The organism is Halorussus aquaticus, assembly GCF_024218795.1.
GTDB classification, from domain to species: Archaea; Halobacteriota; Halobacteria; order Halobacteriales; family Haladaptataceae; genus Halorussus; species Halorussus aquaticus.
Genome location: NZ_CP100401.1, coordinates 319,891 through 340,297, shown reverse-complemented (window position 1 = coordinate 340,297; position 20,407 = coordinate 319,891). Strand labels below are relative to the sequence as shown.

At 67.5% G+C, this 20,407-nt stretch carries 21 protein-coding genes; 11 read left to right on the top strand and 10 right to left on the bottom strand.

Features of this window, described 5'->3' with window-relative positions:
• The first annotated feature begins 108 nt into the window (after positions 1 to 108).
• Positions 109 to 1,569, top strand: a complete 1,461-nt coding sequence (locus tag NGM06_RS20060; protein ID WP_254270185.1) for an aryl-sulfate sulfotransferase — start codon at positions 109 to 111, stop codon at positions 1,567 to 1,569.
• An 85-nt stretch (positions 1,570 to 1,654) separates the two neighbouring features.
• Here NGM06_RS20060 and NGM06_RS24210 read toward each other — a convergent pair whose 3' ends face one another.
• Together NGM06_RS24210 and NGM06_RS20055 are read right to left on the bottom strand one after the other, a co-directional pair.
• Positions 1,655 to 1,780 (bottom strand): hypothetical protein, encoded by a 126-nt coding sequence (locus NGM06_RS24210; protein ID WP_256568006.1) that lies wholly within the window; start codon positions 1,778 to 1,780, stop codon positions 1,655 to 1,657.
• A gap of 85 nt (positions 1,781 to 1,865) precedes the next feature.
• A complete protein-coding gene (locus NGM06_RS20055) occupies positions 1,866 to 2,576 on the bottom strand; it encodes a DICT sensory domain-containing protein (protein WP_254270184.1) in 711 nt (236 codons plus the stop codon).
• A gap of 114 nt (positions 2,577 to 2,690) precedes the next feature.
• Here NGM06_RS20055 and hemH point away from each other — a divergent pair, with 114 nt between their 5' ends.
• The 3 genes from hemH (at position 2,691) to NGM06_RS20040 (ending at position 6,357) form a co-directional block, all read left to right on the top strand.
• Entirely contained in the window at positions 2,691 to 3,755 is a 1,065-nt protein-coding gene (gene hemH / locus NGM06_RS20050; RefSeq protein WP_254270183.1) for a ferrochelatase, read from the top strand.
• Positions 3,752 to 5,038 carry a protoporphyrinogen oxidase gene (gene hemG / locus NGM06_RS20045; protein ID WP_254270182.1) on the top strand — a complete coding sequence of 429 codons (1,287 nt, stop codon included), beginning with the start codon at positions 3,752 to 3,754 and terminating at the stop codon, positions 5,036 to 5,038. Before hemH ends, hemG begins: the two co-directional genes overlap by 4 nt.
• 65 nt (positions 5,039 to 5,103) lie before the next feature.
• Positions 5,104 to 6,357, top strand: a complete 1,254-nt coding sequence (locus NGM06_RS20040) for an outer membrane protein assembly factor BamB family protein (RefSeq protein WP_254270181.1) — start codon at positions 5,104 to 5,106, stop codon at positions 6,355 to 6,357.
• Positions 6,358 to 6,384: 27 nt separating this feature from the next.
• Here the strand turns inward: NGM06_RS20040 and hemE are convergent, their stop codons facing one another.
• Positions 6,385 to 7,398 (bottom strand): uroporphyrinogen decarboxylase, encoded by a 1,014-nt coding sequence (gene hemE / locus NGM06_RS20035; protein ID WP_254270180.1) that lies wholly within the window; start codon positions 7,396 to 7,398, stop codon positions 6,385 to 6,387.
• A 95-nt stretch (positions 7,399 to 7,493) separates the two neighbouring features.
• Between hemE and NGM06_RS20030 the strand changes: the two genes are divergently transcribed.
• Positions 7,494 to 9,014 carry a glycosyltransferase gene (locus NGM06_RS20030; protein ID WP_254270179.1) on the top strand — a complete coding sequence of 507 codons (1,521 nt, stop codon included), beginning with the start codon at positions 7,494 to 7,496 and terminating at the stop codon, positions 9,012 to 9,014.
• 30 nt (positions 9,015 to 9,044) lie between these two features.
• Here NGM06_RS20030 and NGM06_RS20025 read toward each other — a convergent pair whose 3' ends face one another.
• The 4 genes from NGM06_RS20025 to NGM06_RS20010 all read right to left on the bottom strand — a co-directional run bounded on the left by NGM06_RS20025 (position 9,045) and on the right by NGM06_RS20010 (position 11,717).
• A complete protein-coding gene (locus tag NGM06_RS20025) occupies positions 9,045 to 10,220 on the bottom strand; it encodes an AI-2E family transporter (protein ID WP_254270178.1) in 1,176 nt (391 codons plus the stop codon).
• Between the two features lie 16 nt (positions 10,221 to 10,236).
• Complete coding sequence (locus tag NGM06_RS20020; protein ID WP_254270177.1) at positions 10,237 to 11,049, bottom strand: mycofactocin-coupled SDR family oxidoreductase; 813 nt, start codon at positions 11,047 to 11,049, stop codon at positions 10,237 to 10,239.
• Positions 11,050 to 11,145: 96 nt separating this feature from the next.
• Positions 11,146 to 11,505, bottom strand: a complete 360-nt coding sequence (locus tag NGM06_RS20015; protein WP_254270176.1) for a DUF8173 domain-containing protein — start codon at positions 11,503 to 11,505, stop codon at positions 11,146 to 11,148.
• Between the two features lie 32 nt (positions 11,506 to 11,537).
• Positions 11,538 to 11,717 carry a hypothetical protein gene (locus tag NGM06_RS20010; RefSeq protein WP_254270175.1) on the bottom strand — a complete coding sequence of 60 codons (180 nt, stop codon included), beginning with the start codon at positions 11,715 to 11,717 and terminating at the stop codon, positions 11,538 to 11,540.
• A gap of 187 nt (positions 11,718 to 11,904) precedes the next feature.
• Between NGM06_RS20010 and NGM06_RS20005 the strand changes: the two genes are divergently transcribed.
• From NGM06_RS20005 to NGM06_RS19995, 3 genes are all read left to right on the top strand, one after another.
• The gene (locus NGM06_RS20005) at positions 11,905 to 13,062 is read left to right on the top strand and encodes an aldo/keto reductase (protein WP_368410509.1); all 1,158 of its coding nucleotides are present in this window, start codon (positions 11,905 to 11,907) and stop codon (positions 13,060 to 13,062) included.
• A 123-nt stretch (positions 13,063 to 13,185) separates the two neighbouring features.
• On the top strand, positions 13,186 to 13,710 hold the full coding sequence (locus NGM06_RS20000) for a hypothetical protein (RefSeq protein WP_254270174.1): 525 nt from the start codon (positions 13,186 to 13,188) through the stop codon (positions 13,708 to 13,710).
• A 225-nt stretch (positions 13,711 to 13,935) separates the two neighbouring features.
• Complete coding sequence (locus tag NGM06_RS19995; protein WP_254270173.1) at positions 13,936 to 14,190, top strand: hypothetical protein; 255 nt, start codon at positions 13,936 to 13,938, stop codon at positions 14,188 to 14,190.
• 29 nt (positions 14,191 to 14,219) lie between these two features.
• Here NGM06_RS19995 and NGM06_RS19990 read toward each other — a convergent pair whose 3' ends face one another.
• Complete coding sequence (locus NGM06_RS19990; RefSeq protein WP_254270172.1) at positions 14,220 to 14,732, bottom strand: hypothetical protein; 513 nt, start codon at positions 14,730 to 14,732, stop codon at positions 14,220 to 14,222.
• A gap of 100 nt (positions 14,733 to 14,832) precedes the next feature.
• On the opposite strand from NGM06_RS19990, the gene NGM06_RS19985 reads away from it, so the two are divergent.
• On the top strand, positions 14,833 to 16,101 hold the full coding sequence (locus NGM06_RS19985; protein WP_254270171.1) for a glycosyltransferase family 4 protein: 1,269 nt from the start codon (positions 14,833 to 14,835) through the stop codon (positions 16,099 to 16,101).
• Positions 16,102 to 16,113: 12 nt separating this feature from the next.
• Here the strand turns inward: NGM06_RS19985 and NGM06_RS19980 are convergent, their stop codons facing one another.
• On the bottom strand, positions 16,114 to 17,307 hold the full coding sequence (locus NGM06_RS19980) for a glycosyltransferase family 4 protein (RefSeq protein ID WP_254270170.1): 1,194 nt from the start codon (positions 17,305 to 17,307) through the stop codon (positions 16,114 to 16,116).
• A gap of 250 nt (positions 17,308 to 17,557) precedes the next feature.
• On the opposite strand from NGM06_RS19980, the gene NGM06_RS19975 reads away from it, so the two are divergent.
• Positions 17,558 to 18,604 (top strand): Gfo/Idh/MocA family protein, encoded by a 1,047-nt coding sequence (locus tag NGM06_RS19975; protein ID WP_254270169.1) that lies wholly within the window; start codon positions 17,558 to 17,560, stop codon positions 18,602 to 18,604.
• Positions 18,605 to 18,765: 161 nt separating this feature from the next.
• Positions 18,766 to 19,356, top strand: a complete 591-nt coding sequence (locus tag NGM06_RS19970; protein WP_254270168.1) for an AsnC family transcriptional regulator — start codon at positions 18,766 to 18,768, stop codon at positions 19,354 to 19,356.
• A gap of 14 nt (positions 19,357 to 19,370) precedes the next feature.
• Here NGM06_RS19970 and NGM06_RS19965 read toward each other — a convergent pair whose 3' ends face one another.
• A complete protein-coding gene (locus NGM06_RS19965; RefSeq protein WP_254270167.1) occupies positions 19,371 to 20,360 on the bottom strand; it encodes an ABC transporter permease in 990 nt (329 codons plus the stop codon).
• Positions 20,361 to 20,407: the final 47 nt, after the last annotated feature.

The following is a 20,407-nucleotide window of genomic DNA, read 5'->3' as shown; positions in this document are numbered from 1 at the left end:
CGGATGGTCCGCGTCTCCGACTTCTCCGTCACGAGGACGCCGCACGCCCGGGTCTGCCCCGGCCTCGCTACGGTAAAGATTAAATGCGTGTTCGTTGCCAAACCTGTAGTGACTCGAAAACGCCGCCTCCGCGTAGTTTTCGCCGTCGTGCTGGCTGTCACGGCCCTCACCGTCGGGTCCGGGTACGCGATAAACTCGGCCGACGGGACCGTCGAGGACCACCTCGACGGAAGCGGTCCCACGGACCCAGACGCCCGCGTCGCCCCGCAGAGCGACGGAATCACCGTGGTCGCGACCGACTCGAACTCGTGGCTCGGTAGCCGCGGCGAGGGACCGCGAGCGCGGGCCGAACTGCTGGCGCTCGCGCCAAACGGGTCCATCCTCCACTACGACGACTCGCACACGCGCTACTGGGACGTGGACCCCGTCCCCGGCACGGAAGCGACCGTCGAGTACGGCTACTCGGACCACCTCACGGCGTCGGAGTGTCCCGACGACTGGAACGCCTCCGAGTACGCCGTGGACCGCGAGACGTGGGACGAGTACTACGCCGCCCACAGCGACGTGGGCGCCTGCACCAGAAACGGATACGAACGGGTGAACCTCACGACCGGCGAGGTCACCCCGGTCTGGTCGCAGGTGACGCCCGGGAAACCCGAGACCCGGTACCACGACGTGGACCGCATCAACGACACCCACCTGTTGGTGGCCGACATCTACCTCGACCGGGTGTTCGTCGTGAACGCCGAGACCGGCCGCATCGGGTGGACGTGGAACGCCACCGAGGCCTTCTCGCCCGAGGCGACCGGCGGTCCTTACCCGGAAGATTGGACCCACGTCAACGACGTGGAACTGCTCTCCGACGGCCGGGTCATGGCGAGTCTCCGGAACCACGACCGGGTGGTCTTCCTGAACCGGACCAGCGGTCTCGTGGAGAACTGGACCCTCGGCAACGAGGACGACTACGACACCCTCTACGAGCAGCACAACCCCGACTACATCGACGCGTCGTCGGGCGGTCCGGCGGTGGTGGTCGGCGACTCCGAGAACAACCGGGTCATCGAGTACCAGCGCGAGAACGGGACGTGGGAGAAGTCGTGGACGTGGCGCGACGCCCGGATGCAGTGGCCCCGCGACGCCGACCGCCTGCCGAACGGCAACACCCTGATAACGGACTCGAACGGCAACCGCGTCTTCGAGGTGAACCGGCAGGGGGAGGTCGTCTGGAGCGTGGACGTGGCGTTCCCCTACGAGGCCGAGCGCCTCGGTACGGGCGACGAGAGTTCGGGCGGGGAGAGCGCCCGACGGGCCGGTGTCGAGACTCGGACGCCGCCGCTCGACGAGCAGTTCTGGATCCTCCTGAAGAACCTGATTCCGGGCAAGTACCTCAACGGTCTGATGTACGTCACTCCGGCGTGGATGGGCTTCCCCGAACTGTTCGCGTCGGTCCTGTTCGGAGTCGTCGCGCTGCTCTGGCTGAGCACCGAACTCCTCTGGGCCGTCGTGCCCCGGGTCCGGTCGTCGGGCGCGGGGTCGGACCTCGAAGACCGTCGAGTCGAGGACGACTGAGCGACCGGACTCGGCGACGATGGAGTCCCGGCGACGCCGCAGTCCCGGGGTCGCCGCGGTATCTCCGCCGTCCGCCCGTTTCGCCTCACTCCTCGTCGTCGGGAAGCCGAGACACCCGCACGGTCGGCAGCGACCCGAACAGTCGGTCTATCTCGTCGTCGCGGCGCTCGCCGACGAGTCGGTCTTCGCCGTCTCGATTTTCGGTGGTCACGGAAACGTAGACGGCCCGTTGGCCCTTGAATCCCACTTCCGACCCGTACGTTCTGGGACGTACCGCTCCGGAGGTCTCCCGAGCGTTACGAGTACGCCGACCGCAGGTGGCCCAGCACGTCTCCGAGGACGGCGTCGTCGTAGGTCCAGAACCCGGCGAACTCGTTCGGTTCGCGCTCTTCGGCGAGGAGCGCGCAGTCGCTGGCGTCGCCCGATTCGAAGACCACGAACCACGAGTCCCGGACCTCGGCCGCGTCCTCGTCGTGGACCGTCAGCCACCCCGTCTCCGGCGGTTCCCAGTCGGGGAGACCGTACGCGTGGACGTGGACGCCCCGGTCGGCGATGCGAGTGTAGAGGTCCCACTGGTCGCGGAACAGCGACAGGCGCTGGAACCCGGCGTGGAGTTCGCCGCCGCCCGTCCGCCACGCCCGCTCCTCGATTTCGCGCGAGGCCAGAATCATCCGACGCTTCCCGTAGGCGGTGAACGTGGTGTCGTCCACGTGCTTGAGTATCTCGGGGACCTGCGTCGTGCCGAAATCGTCCGCCTCGACGAGTCCGCTCTCGAACGTGACCGCTCGACGGAGGGTATCGAGGTCGGCGGCCGCGAGGAACTCCCCGTCGTCCTGCAGGACGACGAAGTTCTCCGGCCCCTCGGGAACCGTGGCCTCGTTCACCTCGACGTTCTGGACCTCGAAGTGGCGCTCCAACTCCGAGACGTCGTCCGGGTTGGTCGGGTCGTACACCGTCAGCGTGCGTTCGTTCCCCCGTACGTCGGCGATGATAGACGAAAGCGTCATTCGACGTTCTACGTCGTCCGTTGCACTCGGGGGTGTTAAAACTGATACGTCGCGCCAGCGGCGACGTGCCCCGCAAGCGACAGCTATTACATCACACTGTCCTAAGGCCCGACTATGTCTACAGGAGTCGTCCTGCTCAACTTCGGTGAGCCGTCGGAACCGACTCGCGAGAACGTCGTCGCGTATCTGGAACGCATCTTCCTGAACAACGCGTCGCTGGAGGAGGCCGACACCGAGGAGGAGGCCCGCGAGCGCGCCCGACAGCTCGCAGAGCGCCGCGCGCCCGGTCTCATCGAGGAGTACGAGGAGATCGGCGGCTCCCCGCTGAACCCGCAGGCAGAGGCGCAGGCCGACGCGCTGGGGGAGGAACTCGACGCCCGCGGCTACGACGTCGAGACCTACGTCGGCATGCAGTTCACCGAACCGTTCATCGGCGACGCGGTCGAGGCCGCCCGCGGGGACGGCGTGGACCAGTTGGTCGGACTGCCGGTCTACCCGCTCTGCGGTGCCTCGACGACCGTGGCCGCGCTCGAAGAACTCAAGGACGAGACCGCGGAGCGCGACTGGGACGTGCCGGTCGCCGAAATCACGGGCTGGCACCGCCACCCGCTCTACAACGAGATTCGCGCCGAGAACGTCCGCCGGTTCACCGAGGCCCACGGACTGGACCTGACCGACGAGAACACCGAACTCGTCTACTCGGCCCACGGCACGCCGCGCCACTACCTCGACGAGGGGAGCAGGTACGACACCTACGTCGAGGAGTTCTGCGAGGTCGTCGGCCGAAAGCTCGGCGTCGAATCCTACTCGCTGGGCTACCAGAACCACGAGAACCGGGACATCCCGTGGACCGAACCCGACGTGGAGGAACTGGTCGAGGAAATCGGCGAGTCCGGTGACATCGAGCGCATCGTCGTCGAACCGATAAGCTTCATGCACGAGCAGAGCGAGACGCTCTCGGAACTCGACGACGAACTCCGCGAGGAGGCCGAGGAACTCGGTCTCGACTTCTACCGGGTCCCGGTGCCCCACGACGACGACCGCTTCCGCGACGTCCTCGGCGACTTGGTCGAACCGTTCGTCGGCGACTTCGACCCCGGCTACTACCAGTTCCGGCAGTGCCAGTGTTCCGACTCGCCCGACGCGATGTGTCTCAACGCGCCGGTCGAACGGATATGAAGACGGACGAGCAGTCGGTTGGCATCGTCGGCGGGGGTATCACCGGTCTCGCGCTGGCTCACTATCTCGACCGGCGCGACGCCGATTTCACTCTGTTCGAGGCCGCGCCCGACCCCGGCGGTGTGGTCCGCAGCGAGCGCGTAGACGGCCACCTGCTCGAATGGGGTCCCCAGCGGGTCCGGCGCACCGACCGCATCGACGGTCTGATTCGGGACCTCGGACTGGAGTCGGCGGTCCGCACCGCGGACCCAGACCTCCCCATCTGCGTCTACGCCGACGGCGAACTCCGGCCGGCGCCCTTCTCAGTCGAGGAGTTCGGGACGACCGACCTGCTGTCGGCCGAGGCAAAGCGGACGGTCCTCGCCGAACCCTTCACCGACCCCGCGGACCCCGACGAGAGCGCGGCCGAGATGTTCACCCGCAAGTTCGGCGCGGAGACCTACCGGAACCTGCTCGGCCCGCTGTTTGGCGGCATCTACGGGTCGGACCCCGCCGAGATGCCGGTGGGACACGCGCTCTCGGGCCTCGTGAAACTCGAAGCGCGCCACGGGAGTCTCCTGAAGGCCGCCATCCACCGCACCGCGGGCGGACGCGACACGCCGCCCGCCATCTCGTTCGACGACGGACTTCAGCGACTCCCGGAGGCGCTCGCGGAGGCCCACGCCGACTCGATTCGACTCGGAACGCCCGTGACGAGGGTCGCCGAGACCGACGACGGGACCGTCGCGCTGGAGACGCCCGACGGGTCCGAGTCGTTCGACCGCGTGGTCCTGACCACGCCCGCGGACCTCACCGCCGACCTCGTGGCGGACCTCGCGCCCGACTCGGCCGCGGCGCTCCGCGAACTGAACTACAACCCGCTCGCCATGGTCTCCCTCCGGACGGACTTCGACGCGGCGGGCGTGGACCCGGCGCTCGGTTATCAGGTCGGGTTCGACGAGGACCTCCGGACGCTCGGCGTCTCGTGGAACGCGAGCATGTTCGACCGGGAGGTCTGCACGGCCTTCCTCGGCGGGATGCACGACCCCGAGATACTGGACGAGAGCGAGGACCGAATGGGCGAGATTGCGGCCGCCGAGTTCGAGCGGGTGACGGGTGCCGAGGCAGAGGTCGTGGCCGTGAACGTCCTCCGACGCGGGTTCCCGGCCTACGACACCTCGTGGGACGCCGTCGAGCGTATCGACCTCCCGGAGAACGTTCGACTGGCGACCAACTACACCGCGCGGATGGGCGTCCCCAGTCGGATTCGGGAGGCCGAGTCGCTGGCGGACGAGATACGATGATATTTTCACCCGTTCCTGTCGCCTAACCGGAGGTTCTTTCCCGTCGTTCCGTCTCACGCCGAACGATGCCCTCCGACTGCTCTCGTCGCCACCTCCTCGCGTCCGGCGTCGGCGCCGCCGCCCTCGGCGGTGCGAGCACGCTCGTCGGCATCGGTCCCGTCGAGTCGTTGACGCCCTCGTTCGGCACGTGGCCCCGAGACCACTACGACCTCCGGAATCGCGCCGCGAATCCCCACGCCGAACCGCCGACCGACCCGGAAGTCGCGTGGCAAGCCCGTCCGGTCGAGAAACCCAGTTCCGTCGTCGTCGGTCCAGAGCGAGTCTACGTCGGCGGCGAGATTCACGCTGGCGGGCAGGGCGTCGCGTCGGTCCACCGCGAAGCGGGCCGCGTCGAGTGGACTGCGGGCGTCGGCGGCGCGACGCTGGCGCTCCGACGGGGGACGCTCTACGCCGGGGCACACTCGGGCGAATCGACCGGTCTCACCGCCCTCGACGCGGCGACGGGCGAGCGACGCTGGCGCTCTTCAGTCGGTGAAGTCGATGGTATCGCCGTCGCCGACGGGACGGTGTTCGCTGGCGGGAATCCCGACTTCACGGTGATAGACGCCGACTCGGGTCGGGTGCGTTGGTCCGGAAACGGCGGCCCCCGGACCTACCCTGCAGTCGCCGACGGGGCGTTGTTCGCAACGGACACCTACGACCTCTGTCGGTACCGTTCGCGACGAGTCAGCGACGTACTGACCGGCAGTACGCCGCCGACAGACTGGCGAGCCGAGATTTCGGGTTTCACGTCCCGCCCGGTCGTCGTCGGGGGCCGCGTCCTCGTCGGGTCGGAAAGCTACCGCCAAGCTCCCGATAACGGCGCGCTCTCGGCGTTCGACGCCGACTCGGGCGAGCGACGGTGGAGCGCGGTCGAGGCCTCGGACGACGACGCCCCCGTCGTCGTCGGGTCGCCCGCGGTCCGCCGCAGTCGGTGTTTCTCGTCGCTCCGTCTCGGAGAGGACGGTCGGCGATACCACGCGCTGGTCGCACACTCGCTTTCGGCGGGGACCGAACGCTGGCGCTTCGAGACCGGCGACTGGGTGACTGCAGTCGCGGTCGGCGGCGAGACCGTCCTCGCGGGCACGTCTGACGACCCCGACACGCCGGGCGACGCGCGGAACCGACTCCTCGGGTTCACGCTCGACGGGCGAGAGCGGTGGTCGTTCGACGCGGGGAGTGCAGTTCGAGGAATCGCGGCGGTCGGCCAGACGGTGTTCGTCGCGACCGAGAACAGTCCGGAAAGCGGTCGAAACGGCGTGTTGTACGCGCTCCGGTGACGGTCGGTCGCTGGCGAGTTCGTCTCTCTACTCCCACTCCCACTCCTTCGCGGTCTCGACGAACGCCTTCGCGTTCTCGACCGGCGTCTCGCGGTCGATGCCGTGGCCCAGATTCAGGATGTGACCCTCGGGTCCGGCCTTCTCGATGACCTCCGCGGTCTTCTCGCGGACGAACTCCTCGTCGCCGAGCAGGTACGACGGGTCGAGGTTGCCCTGCACCGGCACGTCGCCCAACTGCTCGCGGGCGCGACGCATGTCCACCGTCCAGTCGAGGCTGACCGCGTCCGCGCCCGAGTCCGCCAGCAGGTCGAGCGACCCGCCGGGGTTGCGCACGAAGGCGATGGAGGGCACGTCGATGGCCTCGAAGATGCGCCGGTGGAGCGGTTGCACGAACTCCCGGTAGTCGTCGGGCGTCAGGAGTCCGGCGTAGGTGTCGAACAACTGAATCACGTCCGCGCCCGCCTCGACCTGATACTCGACGTACTCGACCACGACGTCGGTGAACCGTTCGAGCAGGCTCCGGAACGCCTCGGGGTACTCGACGCGGAACCGCCGGATGGGCTTCTGCTTCTTGCCCGCGGGTTGGCCCGCGACGGCGTAGGCCGCGAGGGTGAACGGACCGCCGGTGAAGCCGATGATGCTGGTCCGGTCGCCGACGCTCCGCTGGAGTCGTTCGAGCAGCGCGCCGACGTAGTCGAGTTCCTCGCGTACGTCGGTGTGGTTGTCCGGCACCTCGGCGGGTCGGGTCACGGGGTTCTCGATGACGGGACCCACGCCGCTCTCGATGTGGTAGTCCAGTCCCAGCGGTTCGAGGACGGTCAGGATGTCCGAGAACATCACGAGTCCGTCGGGTTCGAAGATGTCCCACGGCAGGAGCGTGATGCGCTCGGCCACCTCGGGCGTCGAGATGGCCTCTCTGAAGGTGTAGTCCTGCCGAATCTCGCGGTACTCGGGGATGTACCGACCCGCCTGTCGCATCAGCCACACCGGTGGTCGCTCGGTTCGCTCGCCTCGGGCGGCGCGCACGAGAAGGTCGCTCATTACCCGGAGTTCGGACGGCGAAGGCTAATGGTTTCGGAATCGACGCCGTAAGCGCGTCGTCTGCAATCGCCGAGGCGAGCGACGACCCGGTCCTCGTGCTGAACTCTCTCGGCTCTGTTCTACCCTTCTCTATCTCGGCCGAGACGTTCAAGCCGTTAGCCGTCGTCCCCTGCTTCCACTCCGCGGACCTCACCATGCGCGTCCTGCTGATTCCGGAACTCTACCGCCCCGACGACCCGACTGCCAACGGCACCCTCGGCGACGCCGCGACGTGGGTCGAGGGGTGGCTCGACCGCGACCCCGCGCTCCACGTCTACTGGCTGGTCCCGCCGCAGGTCCCCGACGGGGCGATTCTGGCCGACCGCGAGCGGGTCACCGCGATTCGGGCCGAACCGCTCGGTGATTCAGACGCTGGAGGGACCCACCTCTTCACCGAGGGCGGCTACAGTTGGGCCGAACTCGCCGCGCTGAAGCGCGCTGTCTACGACCGGGGCGCGTACCTCGACGTGGTCGTCGACCAGCGCCGGACCGGCCGGTTCGACCTCCGCAAGTGGCTCTGCCAGCAGACCGACCTGTGGGCCGCCGACGTGGCCCCTTTCGACGTGATAGCCAACGTCCACGACCTGCAGGTCCCGTTCAAGTACCGCTACTGCTCGTACCGCGACGAGTTCCAGAGCAGGATGGCGATGGCCGGGGCCGTCTTCGCCGACGGGGTCTGGTTCAAGGCCGGAGTGGACGCCGACCGACTCCGAGAGCGCGCGACGGAGGTTCTCCGCCCCGAAGTGGTCGAAGACGCGCTCGACGGTGCAATCGAGACCGGGAGTCCCATCGACTTCTCGGGGTTCGAGGAGTCGTACGCCGACGCCCCCGAGGTCCTCCACCTCGCGGGGTCGCTCTGGGAGAAGAAGCGCGCCGACCGACTCCTCGCGGTCGGCGAGCGCCTCCACGAGGAGTTCGGCGTCGAAACGCTACTCACGAGCATGGAGGAGATACCCGACGAGTACGCGAGTCCCGAGTGGGTCGAGGCCTTCCCGGAGGCCGACCGCGAAACCTACGAAGCCGCGCTCCGGCGGGGCGACCTCGCGGTCTGCGCCAGCGAGTACGAGACCATGGCCCGGACGCCGTTCGAGCAGGCCGCCAGCGGACAGGTACTCGTCCTCCGGGACGAACCGTGGATTTACGACTGCGTGCCCGACGACTACCGTCTCGTCGGTGACCCCGACGAACTCGCCGACGTCGCAGTCAGCGCGGTCCGCAACTGGGACCGAGCGGTCCGCGAGAACCGCCGCCTCGTGGCCCACGTCGCGCGCGTCCGGGACCCCGACCGGTCTGCTCGCCGGACCCACCGCGACCTCCGCGAGCGCGTCGAGACCAAGCGCGAGAGCTACGACCTCGGCCCGCACGACGACCCGGTGCGCGCCGCGCTGGCGGACTCGCCCGGCGCGGCGGAACTCTCGCTGGACGACCTCCGGGAGCGAACCGCCGACTACACCGACGACGCGCTCCCCGTCACCGAGTCGGCCGACTACGCGCTCGCCGACCTCGTGTACGCGCTCCGCTCGCTCGGATACCGGGACGCCGGAAACCCGGGGACGCCGACGTTCGTCCGACGATAGCCGGTCTCGTGTCGGGAGACGCTGTTCCAGTCACGAGGAGGTCGCGGAGTCGTCCTCGTCGGAGTCGCCCATCTCGCCGAGGTCGCGTTCCCCGAGCGAGGGCGCGGCGTCCACGTCCGGGCTGAGTTCGTCGCCGTGAATCAGGTCGGTCACGACGATGCGGACCGCCTGAATCACCAGCACGAAGAACAGCGGAAGCAGGAAGAACCCGTACCACCCGAACAGAATCGGGCCGAGGATGTACGCGAACATCATGATGCCGACGTGGATGTCGTTGCCGGAGATGTAGGGCTGGAGGAACGTCTGGGGCAGGATGTCGAGGACGAGGAACGACACCACCAGCAGGCCGATGGGGTATATCATCGCGACACCGCCCTGTCCGGACGCGATCCACGCGAGATACGCGACTATCGGGACGTAGACCACCTTCCCGACGACGAGCGGGACGAGGCTGGCAACACCCGTCAGCAGCGCCAGCAAGATGGCGAACGGGATGGTCAGCGCGGGCGGTGCGAGGAAGTTGAACCCGTAGTAGACCACCGCCGCGAGGACGGCCATGACGAGGACGAACACCATGTTTCCGAAGAAGACAGTCTCCAGTTCGTCGTCCACGGCGTAGGCGTAGGCGTACCCGGTCGTCCCCTCGGGGGCCATCTCGTCGCGGAACCACGCCGCGATTCTGTCGTCGTCCCGGAGCAAGAAGAACGCCAGTCCGAACGCCAGCGAGAGGACGATGAGGACGTTGACCACGGTTCCGAGCGCGGAGAGGGCGGTACTCACCAGTTGCTGGATGCGGTTCGTGTCGAGCGAGCGAAGCCTCCCCGGGTTCTCCACCAGCGTATCGAGCAGGTTCTGTTGACTCGACGTGAACTCCCCGACGTTCAACACCGGCGCGAGCAGTCCGCTTCCCGGTGTCCCCGACAGGGACGCTAGGTTTTGTACCCCCACTAGAATCACGTAGGCCACCACGAACAGTATCGGCGTCACGATGCCCGCCAGCGTCAGGCCCGCCGACAGTCCGTCGTTGTCCACGTACTCGCCGATTCGGTGGTCGATGGGCCGCGACGCGTAGTAGAAGAACACGCCCAGCACGAACATTCCCACGAACGAGTAGCCGACGAAAGCGACGCCGAGGGCTAACGCGACGATGTAGAGCCACCACGCGATTCGATTCCGGTCGTAGTCCAGAAACGTTTCCCAGTTCACGGGTCTCACCGAACGTTCATATCGCGGTCGCCCCCGCTGCGACGGGGAGCGCGATACCGGTGACGTAGCGGGCGTCGTCGCTCGACAGCCACATGAACGCCGCGCTCACGTCCTCGGGTTGCACGATTTCGCCCAGCACGTTGTCCGGCCCGGACTGCTCGGCGATTTCGGCCATCTCCTCGCCGATGGACTCGACGATGCCGCCCACCATCGCGGTGTCTACCGCGGTCGGACACACCGCATTGACCGTCACGTCGTACTGTGCCAGTTCCATCGCGAGGTTCTTCGTCAGGCCGACGACGCCGTGCTTGGCGGCGCTGTAGTGGCCCAGTCCGGGCGAGGCCACCATCCCGGCGGTCGAGGAGGTGTTGACGATGCGCCCGCCCTCGCCGCGCGCTATCATGTGCTGGCCGACGTGCTTCGCGCAGAGCCACATCCCCTTGAGGTTCACGTCGAGCGCGTGGTCCCACGTCTCCTCGTCCAGTTCCATCAGTCCCGAGACCGGCGCGACCCCGGCGTTGTTGGCGAGGATGTCGATGCGGCCGAACTCCGAGACGGCGTGTTCGACGCCCGCCTCGACCTCGGCCGCGTCCGACACGTCCATCTGGACGCCGAGCGCGCGCTGGCCGCGCTCCTCCACTTTCCGGACGGTCTCGTCCAGTTCGGTCTCGTCGCCGAGTTCGTAGGTCGATTCGTCGGTCGTCTCGCAGATGTCGGCACACACCACGTCCGCGCCGTTCTCGGCGTACCGCAGGGCGTGCGAACGACCTTGCCCGCGGGCCGCCCCCGTCACGAACGCCACTCGCCCGTCGAAATCGTACTCCGCCATGGTTACCGAAGGAGCGACGGTGGCGAGGGGTAAAACGCTGTTCGCCGAACCTGCCGTAGGATTTAGATGCGTTCGATAGCGCGGGGAAATCTCCTGTCAGTCGTCCTGCCACGCCGCGTAGAGGCGACGCGCGACCACGCCGGTACCGAAGAAGCCGACGAGCGTGGTGACGAGGTCGCCGAGGACAGAAATCGAGGCGGGAACGGCAAGCAGGAGGGCACCGACTACGACGGCTTTTCCGCCGACTTCCTCGTCGCCGAGCGCGAGACTGCCGACCCAGACCACCGAAACCGCCGACCCGACCAGTCCGACAATGGCGAGGAGGATGAATCCGGGGATGGCGACGACCAATCCGATGATGGTGACTGCGAGCAGGGCGAGCGCAATCGGGACGCCGATGGCGGTGAGCAGGCCCCAGAAGAACGAGCCGATAGGGTCCACGCGGAGCTGGGACACGGTTTCGCGGGCGTAGACCGGCCCGAAGACGACTAGCGCGCCCCGAGAAGGAGGTAGACGAGGAGCGCGCCGAGGAATCGGAGTTCAATGTCTAAGTCGGGCGTCGGTCCAACGCCGGACTGGGCGGTGGCAGCCCCGACGAACGCGACGGCGAGGAAGAGGCCGCAGATGCGGGCGGCGATGTGGCGAGCGAGCGGGCGTTTGGAGGGCATCCGACGCCACGTCTCGGCAATACTACTAATTCCTTGTGGACGACTCTCGTCGCTCGCCGGCCGGACCACCGATGTTTTGGCCCGGAGATGTCACTCCTGTTCGGCGTCCCCGAAAGACCGATTAAATCACAGAAATCCGGAAGTACTGCCGCAATTCCAAAGTGTGCGTCCGGCCAACTGACATACCATGTTCGAACGGCAGATGGAGAGAGTCGACCGACCGGTAACTGAGTTGGGCGCGGTCGTTCGACACCTCCAGCGGACCGCGAACGACGGACGCCTCCGGAAAGTGATACTCACTGCCGTGTTTGCGTTCGTCGTGGGACTCTTACTCGAAGCGCAACGTCGTAGCGACGCGAACGATACGAACCGCGCGAACGACGCAAACGACGCGAAGACGACTGGCGAGGGGGACGCGCGGGTCGGCACGGCGAACCAGTCCGAACCGGCATCGACCGAGTCGGTGGTCGGCGATAGCGACGACGCAGTGGCCGCGCTCTCGCCGCCGACCGCAAACGAGATGCCGATGCTCGGCGTCGGCACTCCGCAGGACACCGAGTACGACGAGTGTCTCGACGGCGTTCGGGAGGCGTTCGAAATCGGGTACCGTCACGTCGACGCGACCGAGCGGCGCGAATCCTACTACAACGAGAAGGCGGTGGGCGACGCCATCGACTTGGCTGACCTCCCGCGCGAAGACCTGTTCGTGACGACGAAGGTCGATTCGGAGGACCTCGCGTCTGACCACGTTCGCAGGAGCGCCGAGGAGAGCCTCGACCACCTCGATTTGGACTATGTGGACCTGCTATACGTCCACTGGCCGACCGACGAGTACGAACCCGAAGGGACTCTCGAAGCCTTCGCGGAACTCCGCGAGGAGGGCCTCGTCCGTGAAATCGGCGTGAGTAACTTCACGGCGGACCTGTTGGAGGAGGCCGTCGAAGCCTCGCCGGCCCCCGTCTTCGCCAATCTGGTCGAGATGCACCCGCTCCTCCCGCAAACCGAACTCCGGGAGTTCTGTGCGCGCGACGACGTGGACGTGGAACTGGTGGCTTACCTGCCCACCGCTCAGGGTCGCGTCGAGGAAGTGGACGAGATCCGGGACGTCGCCGACAAGCACGACGCGACCCCCGAGCAGGTCAGCCTTGCGTGGCTCCGCGAGAAGGGCGTGACCGCTCTCCCGGAGGCGACGGACTCGGACCACCTGCGGGAGAACTGGCTCAGCCTCGGCATCGACCTCGACCCCGAGGACGTGGAGAAGATTGACGGTATCGACCGCCGCGAGCGCTTCGTAGACCTCGACGAGGCCCCGTGGAACCGTAACCGGAATCTGGACCGGAGTTAGACCGGTGACGCGAGCGTCCTCGTTCACGCCGCAATCTCGCTCGGGCCGTCTCGGCCGTTTCTACCGTCTCGACCCGTCTACTCGCACCGCCGCCCCTATGGCGCTCTGACTCCTTTCGTTCGTATGGTCAACGCCTTCTGGCTGGACCGCGATTTGGACCAGACCGCGCGGTGGTTGGTGGACCGCCACGTCCTCTCGTCCGTGCTGGAGAACGCGATGGTCCTGACCACTGCGGTCCAGTCGAACGGCTACGCCGAGGGCGACCCGGAGGCCCGCGAGGGCCTCTACTTCTCTCACGCCGACCACCCGCTGACGCGGTGGGCCGCCGCGCACCCCGACAACTGGGAGTACCTCCGCGACTACACCGAGGCCGCCCACGACGAGTGGCGCTACCGATGGGACCACCCGCCGGAAGAGACTCACGGGAGTTGGGCCACCGTGGAGTCGCTGGACCGCGGCGAGGTTTCGGCGCTCGACTGGCCCGGCGAACCCAGCGACCCGCCGCAGGTCACGGGTCGGTGGCACGCCGAGGACTACGTGGAGGCGTACCGACTCTACTACGCAAACGAGAAGCGCCACCTGTTCGAGTGGTCCCGAGACAGGACGGCCCCGCCGTGGCTGGACGACTATCGTCGGGACTCGGCGTGAGGTCCCGGCCGCCGGGCCGTCCGGGCGGCGCGTCCCGTGGACCGTGACGCGTTCGAGAACCGTAGTCCGTGCGGACTTCCGGGACCGAACGCGGGGGTCGGTCCGACCCCGACGGGGTACTCCGGTTCTTTTCGGGTCAGTCACCGGTCGCCGAGAAACTCAAATCGCGACACGGCGAAACCAAAACGCTTTGAAATCCCGGATTTGTACCACAACGGAGACACGATGCTCGACTTCGCATTCGGTCACTTCCTCGGCCTGTTCGCGGTGGCCGCCGTACTGGCCGCGGCAGTCACCGTCCTCGACCGCCGAGTCGCCGACTTGGGACGTTCGATAGCGCTGGTGGTGGTCGGAGTGACGCTCCCGGCGTTCGCACTCGCCGTCGGGTTCGGGTACGTCGAGAACGTCGCGGAGTGGGTGCTGACTCTAGCGTTCTTCTATCTCTTCTTCTTGGGACGCACGCTGGATCTGTCTCCCTAGTCGGTGGCGGACCGCGAGTCGCCCCGTTCTCAGTCGTCACCGGACGCACTGTCAGTCGCCGGTTCGTCGCTGTCCGCCGGATTCTCTCCGTCCCCCGCGAGTGCGCCACCGCCGCCTCCGTCGTTCGCGCCGCCGAGCGCCGAGTATCCCGCGGCGACGGCGTAGAGACCGACGACGCCGAGGCCCGCGCCCGCGAGAGAACTGGCGAGTGCCGAAAACGCGGACGGCGGCCCGTAGGCGAACAGTAACTCGCCGAGGGCGTTGGTCACCATCCCGGCGACGAACCACGACCCGGCCGGGAGCGCGAGGAGGGCGTTCTCGTAGAGGACCTCTCTCGTGTCGCCCGTCGCGGGCGGAATCACCGCCGTCGAGAGCGAGACGCCGCGGACCACGACGTAGAGCGCGGCCATCACGACGCCCGCGCTCCCGACCGCTCCGGCGACGTGTTGTTCTCTTGCGACGGTCGCAAGCAGGTTCCAGAACAGCAGCACCGCGGCGACGGGGACGGCCTCGATTACCAACCGCTTCGGGGACTCCAACATGGTCCGGCCGTCTCGCTCGCGGCAGTTAAACTAACCTACTCCGCCGGAGAATCGGTTGGTCGGCCGTCGGGCATTTGTCCGTCTCCGCCGTCGCTCTACCATGCGCGTCCTCGTCGCCGCACACGACTTCTACCCCGACCCCGGTTCCGGCGGGACGGGCAGGTACGTCTACGAGACGACGAAGCGACTCGCCGACCGGGGCCACGACGTGTCGGTCCTCACGCGCCGCCGGGGCGACGTGCCCGCCCGCGAGACGATTTCGGGCGTCCGGGTCGCGCGATACGACCTCGGCGTCGCCGAGCGCTCGGCACCCCAAATCGCGGCCCGACTCCCCGGCGCGGTCCGGACCGTCCGCGACCACCTCGACGCCCTGCCCGACCCCGACCTCGTGAGCCTTCAAGGCACGGTGACCGACCCCCTCGTGGACCTGCTCGTCTCCGACGCGGTTCCTAGATGCGCGACCTTCCACAGTCCGTGGCCGACCGAGTACCGCATCCGCGCCGGACACGAGGGGCGAGTCTCGGACACGCGTCGCGAACTGAACGCCGCGCTCAGAGCGCGCGTCGAACGCGCGACGCTGGCCGACTGCGAACAGGTCCTCGCGCTCAGCGAGTTCATGGTCGGGAAACTCCGCGAGGTCCACGGTCCGGTGGCCGACCCCGTCGTCGTCCCCGGCGGCGTGGACGCCGAGCGATACCGACCGGACGCGGGCGTCTACCACCCGATGGCGTCGCCCGCCGACCACGCGGAAACGGCCGCCGAGGACACGACGTCGGCCGCGGTGGAACCCGACGGCGGCGACGCGGCGACCGACTTCCTGACGGTCCGCCGCCTCTCGCCCAGAATGGGCCACGGGATGCTCCTGCGAGCGTTCGCCCGCCTCGCTCGCGAGCGACCCGACGTTCACCTCCACGTCGCGGGCGACGGTCCCCTGCGCGAGGAGTTGGAGCGGACGGCGGCCGACCTCGGCGTCGCCGACCGCGTGACCTTTCTGGGGTACGTCCCCGACGAGGACTTGCCCCGCGCCTACGCCACGGCGGACTGCTTCGTCCTGCCGACCCGGCGACTGGAGGGGTTCGGTCTCGCGACGCTCGAAGCCCTCGCCTCGGGGACCCCGGTCGTCGCCACTCCGGTCGGCGGCACGACCGAGATTCTGTCGGGACTCCGCGAGGACCCCCGAGTCCCGACGGAGATGGTCGTCGAGTCGGTCGCGGCGGACTCGCTGGCCGACCGGATGAGGGCGTGGGCCGACCTCGCGCCCGCCCGGCGCGACGCCGCGGGTCGCGCCTGCCGGGAACACGCCCGTCAAAATTACGCGTGGGACCGGACCGCCGACGCGATAGCGGCGCAGTATCGAAACCTCGCGTAGTCGCTCGTTCGCTCAGTCCCCGCTCGCCGGTTTCTCGGCCGGAGCGTCGGCGGTGGTCTCGGAGACGCTCGCGCTCGGACGGTCGAGCGCGTCGGCGACGATGCGCCGAATCTGGTGCTGGAACCGCTCGCGGCCGAACCGGCGGCGAATCGCGCGCGGTCCCATCGGTTCCCGGAGGTCCCGTTGGAGGTCGGGGTCGGCCGCCACCGCCGAAATCTTCTCCGTGGCGTCCGCGACGCTCTCGTACAGCAGTTCCTCGCGGTCGTTGACGATGGCGTGCTGGCCGCCGTCGTCCGGGACGAACGGAATCGCGCCGCCCGCCGCGAGTTCGGCCACCGCCATCCCGAAGTGCTCGTACTGCTTGCCGTGGACCCCGTACTTGTGCGAGCAGATGCGCTCGACCAGTTCCTCGCGGGGAACCTCGCCCTCCAGTTCCACGTACTCCCGACTCGCGGCCATCGCCTCGACCTCCTCCCGGTACTCCTCGTCCACCGTCGGGCCGATAACGTGGAGATGGGTATCGTGGCCTCGCTCGCGGACGCCGTCGGTGATTCGAATCAGTTCCTCGATTCGCTTGCTCCGCTCGATGCGGCCCACCGTCACGATGCCGTCCTCGCGCTCCTCCCACGGTCGGTCCTCGAACTCGCGGGTGTCGATGGGCGGGTGGAGGACCCGCGGTCGGGTGCCGTACGCGTCCTCGACCACGTCGGCGGTCCAGTCGGAGTTGGCCAGCAGCGTGTTCTGCTGGATGTCCTCGCGCTCGACGCCCGCGACCCGCGTCGCGAGTCGCTCGTAGAACGAGTCCTCCTCGACGGTCGGGTGGAAGATGTGTTCGCGCTCGTCGCAACTCACGGTCCAGTCGAACGGGAAGTGAACGTACTGGACCGAGTTCGATTCGAGACCGAGTTCGTTGATAGTGCTGACGAGCAGGTCGAAGTCGTCGCTCCGACGCCGGGCGTAGCGTCCGAGCAGGGCGTTCTGAAGGACGTAGTACTTCAGTCCGAACTGCCGGTTCAGCCACGGAGCGAGGTGACCCGCTCGCTCGACACGCAGGTCCCGAATATCGACGTCGGTGTCGAAGTAGTCGTTGAGTTCTCGCAGGTCGGGGTCAGTCAGCGTCAGCACCGTCACGCGGTGGTCCTCCTGTAGCGCTTCGAGGACGTTCATGGCCACCGCCTCGCCGCCCCCCTTCGACATCAAATCCATATGGACAACTGCAATTTCCCCCATCGTATCGCTCTCCTGTAACAAGGAGGGGTCGGCCGAAGTTAGGTATTCTGGGCGGAGAGAAACACGTCACCGGCCGGGTAGGAGCGACTGTAAGCCGACAAACGTATTGTCGGAAAGTGACGCGACGGCGGAGGCGGCCACCTGTCCGGTGTGAGAGCGTTCTCCGGCAGCGACGGAAATTATTTTGAAACAGAAGACTTACATTGAAGACTTCCCCGGCGGTGGTATGGCACTTCGACTGGGAGCTATCGGACTGGGTGGACTCGGAAACATCGAACTGGGACTGTACGACGAGATGGACGACGTGGAAATCGTCGCTGGCGCGGACGTGTCCGACGGCGCGCGCGAGGCGTTCGCCGCCGAATACGGCGCACCGACTTACGAGACACACGAGCAGATGCTGGCCGACCGCGACCTCGACGCGGTGAACGTCGTCACGCCCCACACCTTGCACTACGAACAGGCGATGGACTGCTTCGCGGCGGGTGCGGACGTGTTCCTCGAAAAGCCGATGGTCACCGGCATCGAGAACGCGGTGGACCTCGTGGCCGCCGCGGACGAGCGGGGTCGCGTCCTGCAGGTCGGCTACCAGCGCCACTTCGACCCCCTCTTTCGGGAACTCAAGCGAATCGTCACGTCGGGGCGTCTCGGCGAGATTCACGCCGCCAACGCCTACCTCGGACAGGACTGGATAGCGATTCAGCGCGGGTCGTGGCGCACCGACCCCGACCTCTCGGGCGGCGGCCAACTCTACGACTCGGGGAGCCACCTCCTCGACGCGCTGCTCTGGACCCTCGACGCCGAACCCCGGTCGGTCGCGGCAGTCGCCGACGACCGCGGCGAGACCGTGGACGTGAACTCCGCGCTGGCGCTCACGCTGGACCGCGAGGGCGACGCCGCCCCCGTCACCGCCAGCGTCGGCGTGGTCGGCGACGGGACCAACGGGGAACCCGACGAGGGGATGGTCGTCTGGGGAACCGAGGGTCACGTCCGCTACGAGGACGGCCGACTCACCGTCTACGAGGACGGCGTGACCTACGAGGGCGAGGTGGCGGGCGACCGCGACTTCGAGACGCTCACGCGGCGCAAACTCTCGGACTTCGTCCGCGCGTCCGAAGACGGCACCGAACCCGCGGTCCCGGGTCCGTTCGGGCTACGGGTGACGGCGCTCACGGAGTCGGCCTACGAGGCGGCCGAGACCGGCCGAACGGTGGACGTGCGCGAGCGAATCGAGCAGGCCCGTGCGGAGCGTCAATCGGTGCAGGCCGACTGACCGCGAGCCAAACACTGGGACTCGCTTCGGACGGTTGCGGTCGTCCTCCCCGCGAGACCGGTCGGGGTGCACCGACCGGGCCTCGCTATGCGTCGAGTTACCACGACCTGTCGGAGGATGACGAAAAGTGTTTCTACGTTGGCCTGACAATCCATTCAGTAATGCGCGAACTCGACGAAACCGACCTCGAAATACTGCAACTGTTGGTGGCCGACGCTCGCCGACCGTACAACGAAATCGCCGACGCGGTGGACCTCTCGCCGCCGACGGTCTCGGACCGCATCGACCGCCTCAAGGAACTCGGCGTCGTCCGCCGATTCACCGTGGACCTCGACCGCTCGCGCCTCTCGGAGGGCGTCGCGGTCCTCGTGGACCTCCACGTCGAACCCGGCCGCGTCTCGGAGGTGCGCAGCGACGTCGAGGATATCGACGGCGTCGAACACATCTTCGTGACCGCCGACGGGAACGTCGTCTTCCACGCTCGACTCCGGAACGGCGCTATCGAACCCCTGCTGTCGGGGACGCTGGACACCGACGCCGTCCGCGAGTACGACGTGCGTCTGCTCACCGACTCGGCGTGGCATCCGGAACCCCGCGGCGTCGAGTTCGCGCTGGAGTGCGACGAGTGCGGTAACACCGTCACCAGCGAAGGCGAGTCCTCCCGCATCGACGGTGAACTCTATCAGTTCTGCTGTTCGTCCTGTCAGGCGCGGTTCGAGGAGCAGTACGAAGAACTGAAGCAGGCGGCCTGAGGACTCTTTTCGCGTTACGTGTCGTCACCGACTCGGGGGTCGAGTAGGGTGTACGCGAAGTCCTGTAGCAGGTTGCCCGAAAGCGCGACGAACGCCGGGAGGAGCGTGGTCGCCAGAATCGTCGCGACGTCCCGTCGCTGGATGGCCTGATACGCCAAGTCGCCGACGCCCGGAATCCGGAACACGACCTCGATGACGTAGACGGTCAGGAAGAGGACGGTGAGCAGTTCCGCGAAGAACACCGTCATCAGCGGGAGCGCGGCGTTCCGGAGGACGTGTCGCCCGATGGTCCGGGCGTCGGCACCGCTGGCCCGGAGCGTCTTGACGAACTCCGCGGGGAGGTACTCGCGGGACTCCGCGCGGGCGTAGCGGGCCTGCGCCGCGAGCAGGTTGAGCGCGACCACCAGCGACGGGAGCGCGAGCGACGCGAGGTTGTCGCCGGTCCAGAGACCGAATCGCGTGTCGTAGTAGGCCCGGTACCACGAGAACTCCATGATGGACACCAACAACAGGAGTTCCCCGAGGACGAACCCCGGCACGCCGAGACCGACGTAACTCAGCGCCGCGCTCACGCGGTCGACGACGCCGTTCGGGTTCATCGCGGAGACCAGTCCCACGCCGACGCCGAGCAGCGTCGAGAGGACCACCGCTGGCACGAGGTAGACCAGCGTGACCGGAATTCGCTTCGCGAGCGCGTCGGTCACGGGTTGGCCCGTCGTCCGCGACGTTCCCCAGTCGAGCGTGGCGTAACTCACCATCCACCTGCCGTACCGCTGGAGGACGGGTTCGTCGTAGTTTCGGGCCTCCTCGTAGGCCTCGACGGCTTGCTGAGAGTCCTCGGACATGTTCTCGGGGTCGTCCGGGTTCGCGGCACCGAACGAGACCAGCGCCTTGTTCGGGTCCGGCGTGTACGCGAAGACGAAGAACGCGCCCGAGAGTATCAGGTAGGCGGCGAACATCGTCCACGCGATTCGCTTGGCGAGGAACCAGTGCGTACCGTTCACTGTGTGGCTACGAGTCACACACCGGGTTGTTAAATTTTACTATAATG

Coding starts and splice junctions, on each gene's coding strand:
- NGM06_RS19980 (WP_254270170.1), bottom strand. CDS start 17,307: ATGGATTTGATGTCGAAGGGGGGCGGCGAGGCGGTGGCCATGAACGTC.
- NGM06_RS19975 (WP_254270169.1), top strand. CDS start 17,558: ATGGCACTTCGACTGGGAGCTATCGGACTGGGTGGACTCGGAAACATC.
- NGM06_RS20020 (WP_254270177.1), bottom strand. CDS start 11,049: ATGGCGGAGTACGATTTCGACGGGCGAGTGGCGTTCGTGACGGGGGCG.
- NGM06_RS20000 (WP_254270174.1), top strand. CDS start 13,186: ATGGTCAACGCCTTCTGGCTGGACCGCGATTTGGACCAGACCGCGCGG.
- NGM06_RS20005 (WP_368410509.1), top strand. CDS start 11,905: ATGTTCGAACGGCAGATGGAGAGAGTCGACCGACCGGTAACTGAGTTG.
- hemG (WP_254270182.1), top strand. CDS start 3,752: ATGAAGACGGACGAGCAGTCGGTTGGCATCGTCGGCGGGGGTATCACC.
- NGM06_RS20040 (WP_254270181.1), top strand. CDS start 5,104: ATGCCCTCCGACTGCTCTCGTCGCCACCTCCTCGCGTCCGGCGTCGGC.
- hemH (WP_254270183.1), top strand. CDS start 2,691: ATGTCTACAGGAGTCGTCCTGCTCAACTTCGGTGAGCCGTCGGAACCG.
- NGM06_RS19995 (WP_254270173.1), top strand. CDS start 13,936: ATGCTCGACTTCGCATTCGGTCACTTCCTCGGCCTGTTCGCGGTGGCC.
- NGM06_RS20010 (WP_254270175.1), bottom strand. CDS start 11,717: ATGCCCTCCAAACGCCCGCTCGCTCGCCACATCGCCGCCCGCATCTGC.
- NGM06_RS19990 (WP_254270172.1), bottom strand. CDS start 14,732: ATGTTGGAGTCCCCGAAGCGGTTGGTAATCGAGGCCGTCCCCGTCGCC.
- hemE (WP_254270180.1), bottom strand. CDS start 7,398: ATGAGCGACCTTCTCGTGCGCGCCGCCCGAGGCGAGCGAACCGAGCGA.
- NGM06_RS20055 (WP_254270184.1), bottom strand. CDS start 2,576: ATGACGCTTTCGTCTATCATCGCCGACGTACGGGGGAACGAACGCACG.
- NGM06_RS19970 (WP_254270168.1), top strand. CDS start 18,766: ATGCGCGAACTCGACGAAACCGACCTCGAAATACTGCAACTGTTGGTG.
- NGM06_RS19985 (WP_254270171.1), top strand. CDS start 14,833: ATGCGCGTCCTCGTCGCCGCACACGACTTCTACCCCGACCCCGGTTCC.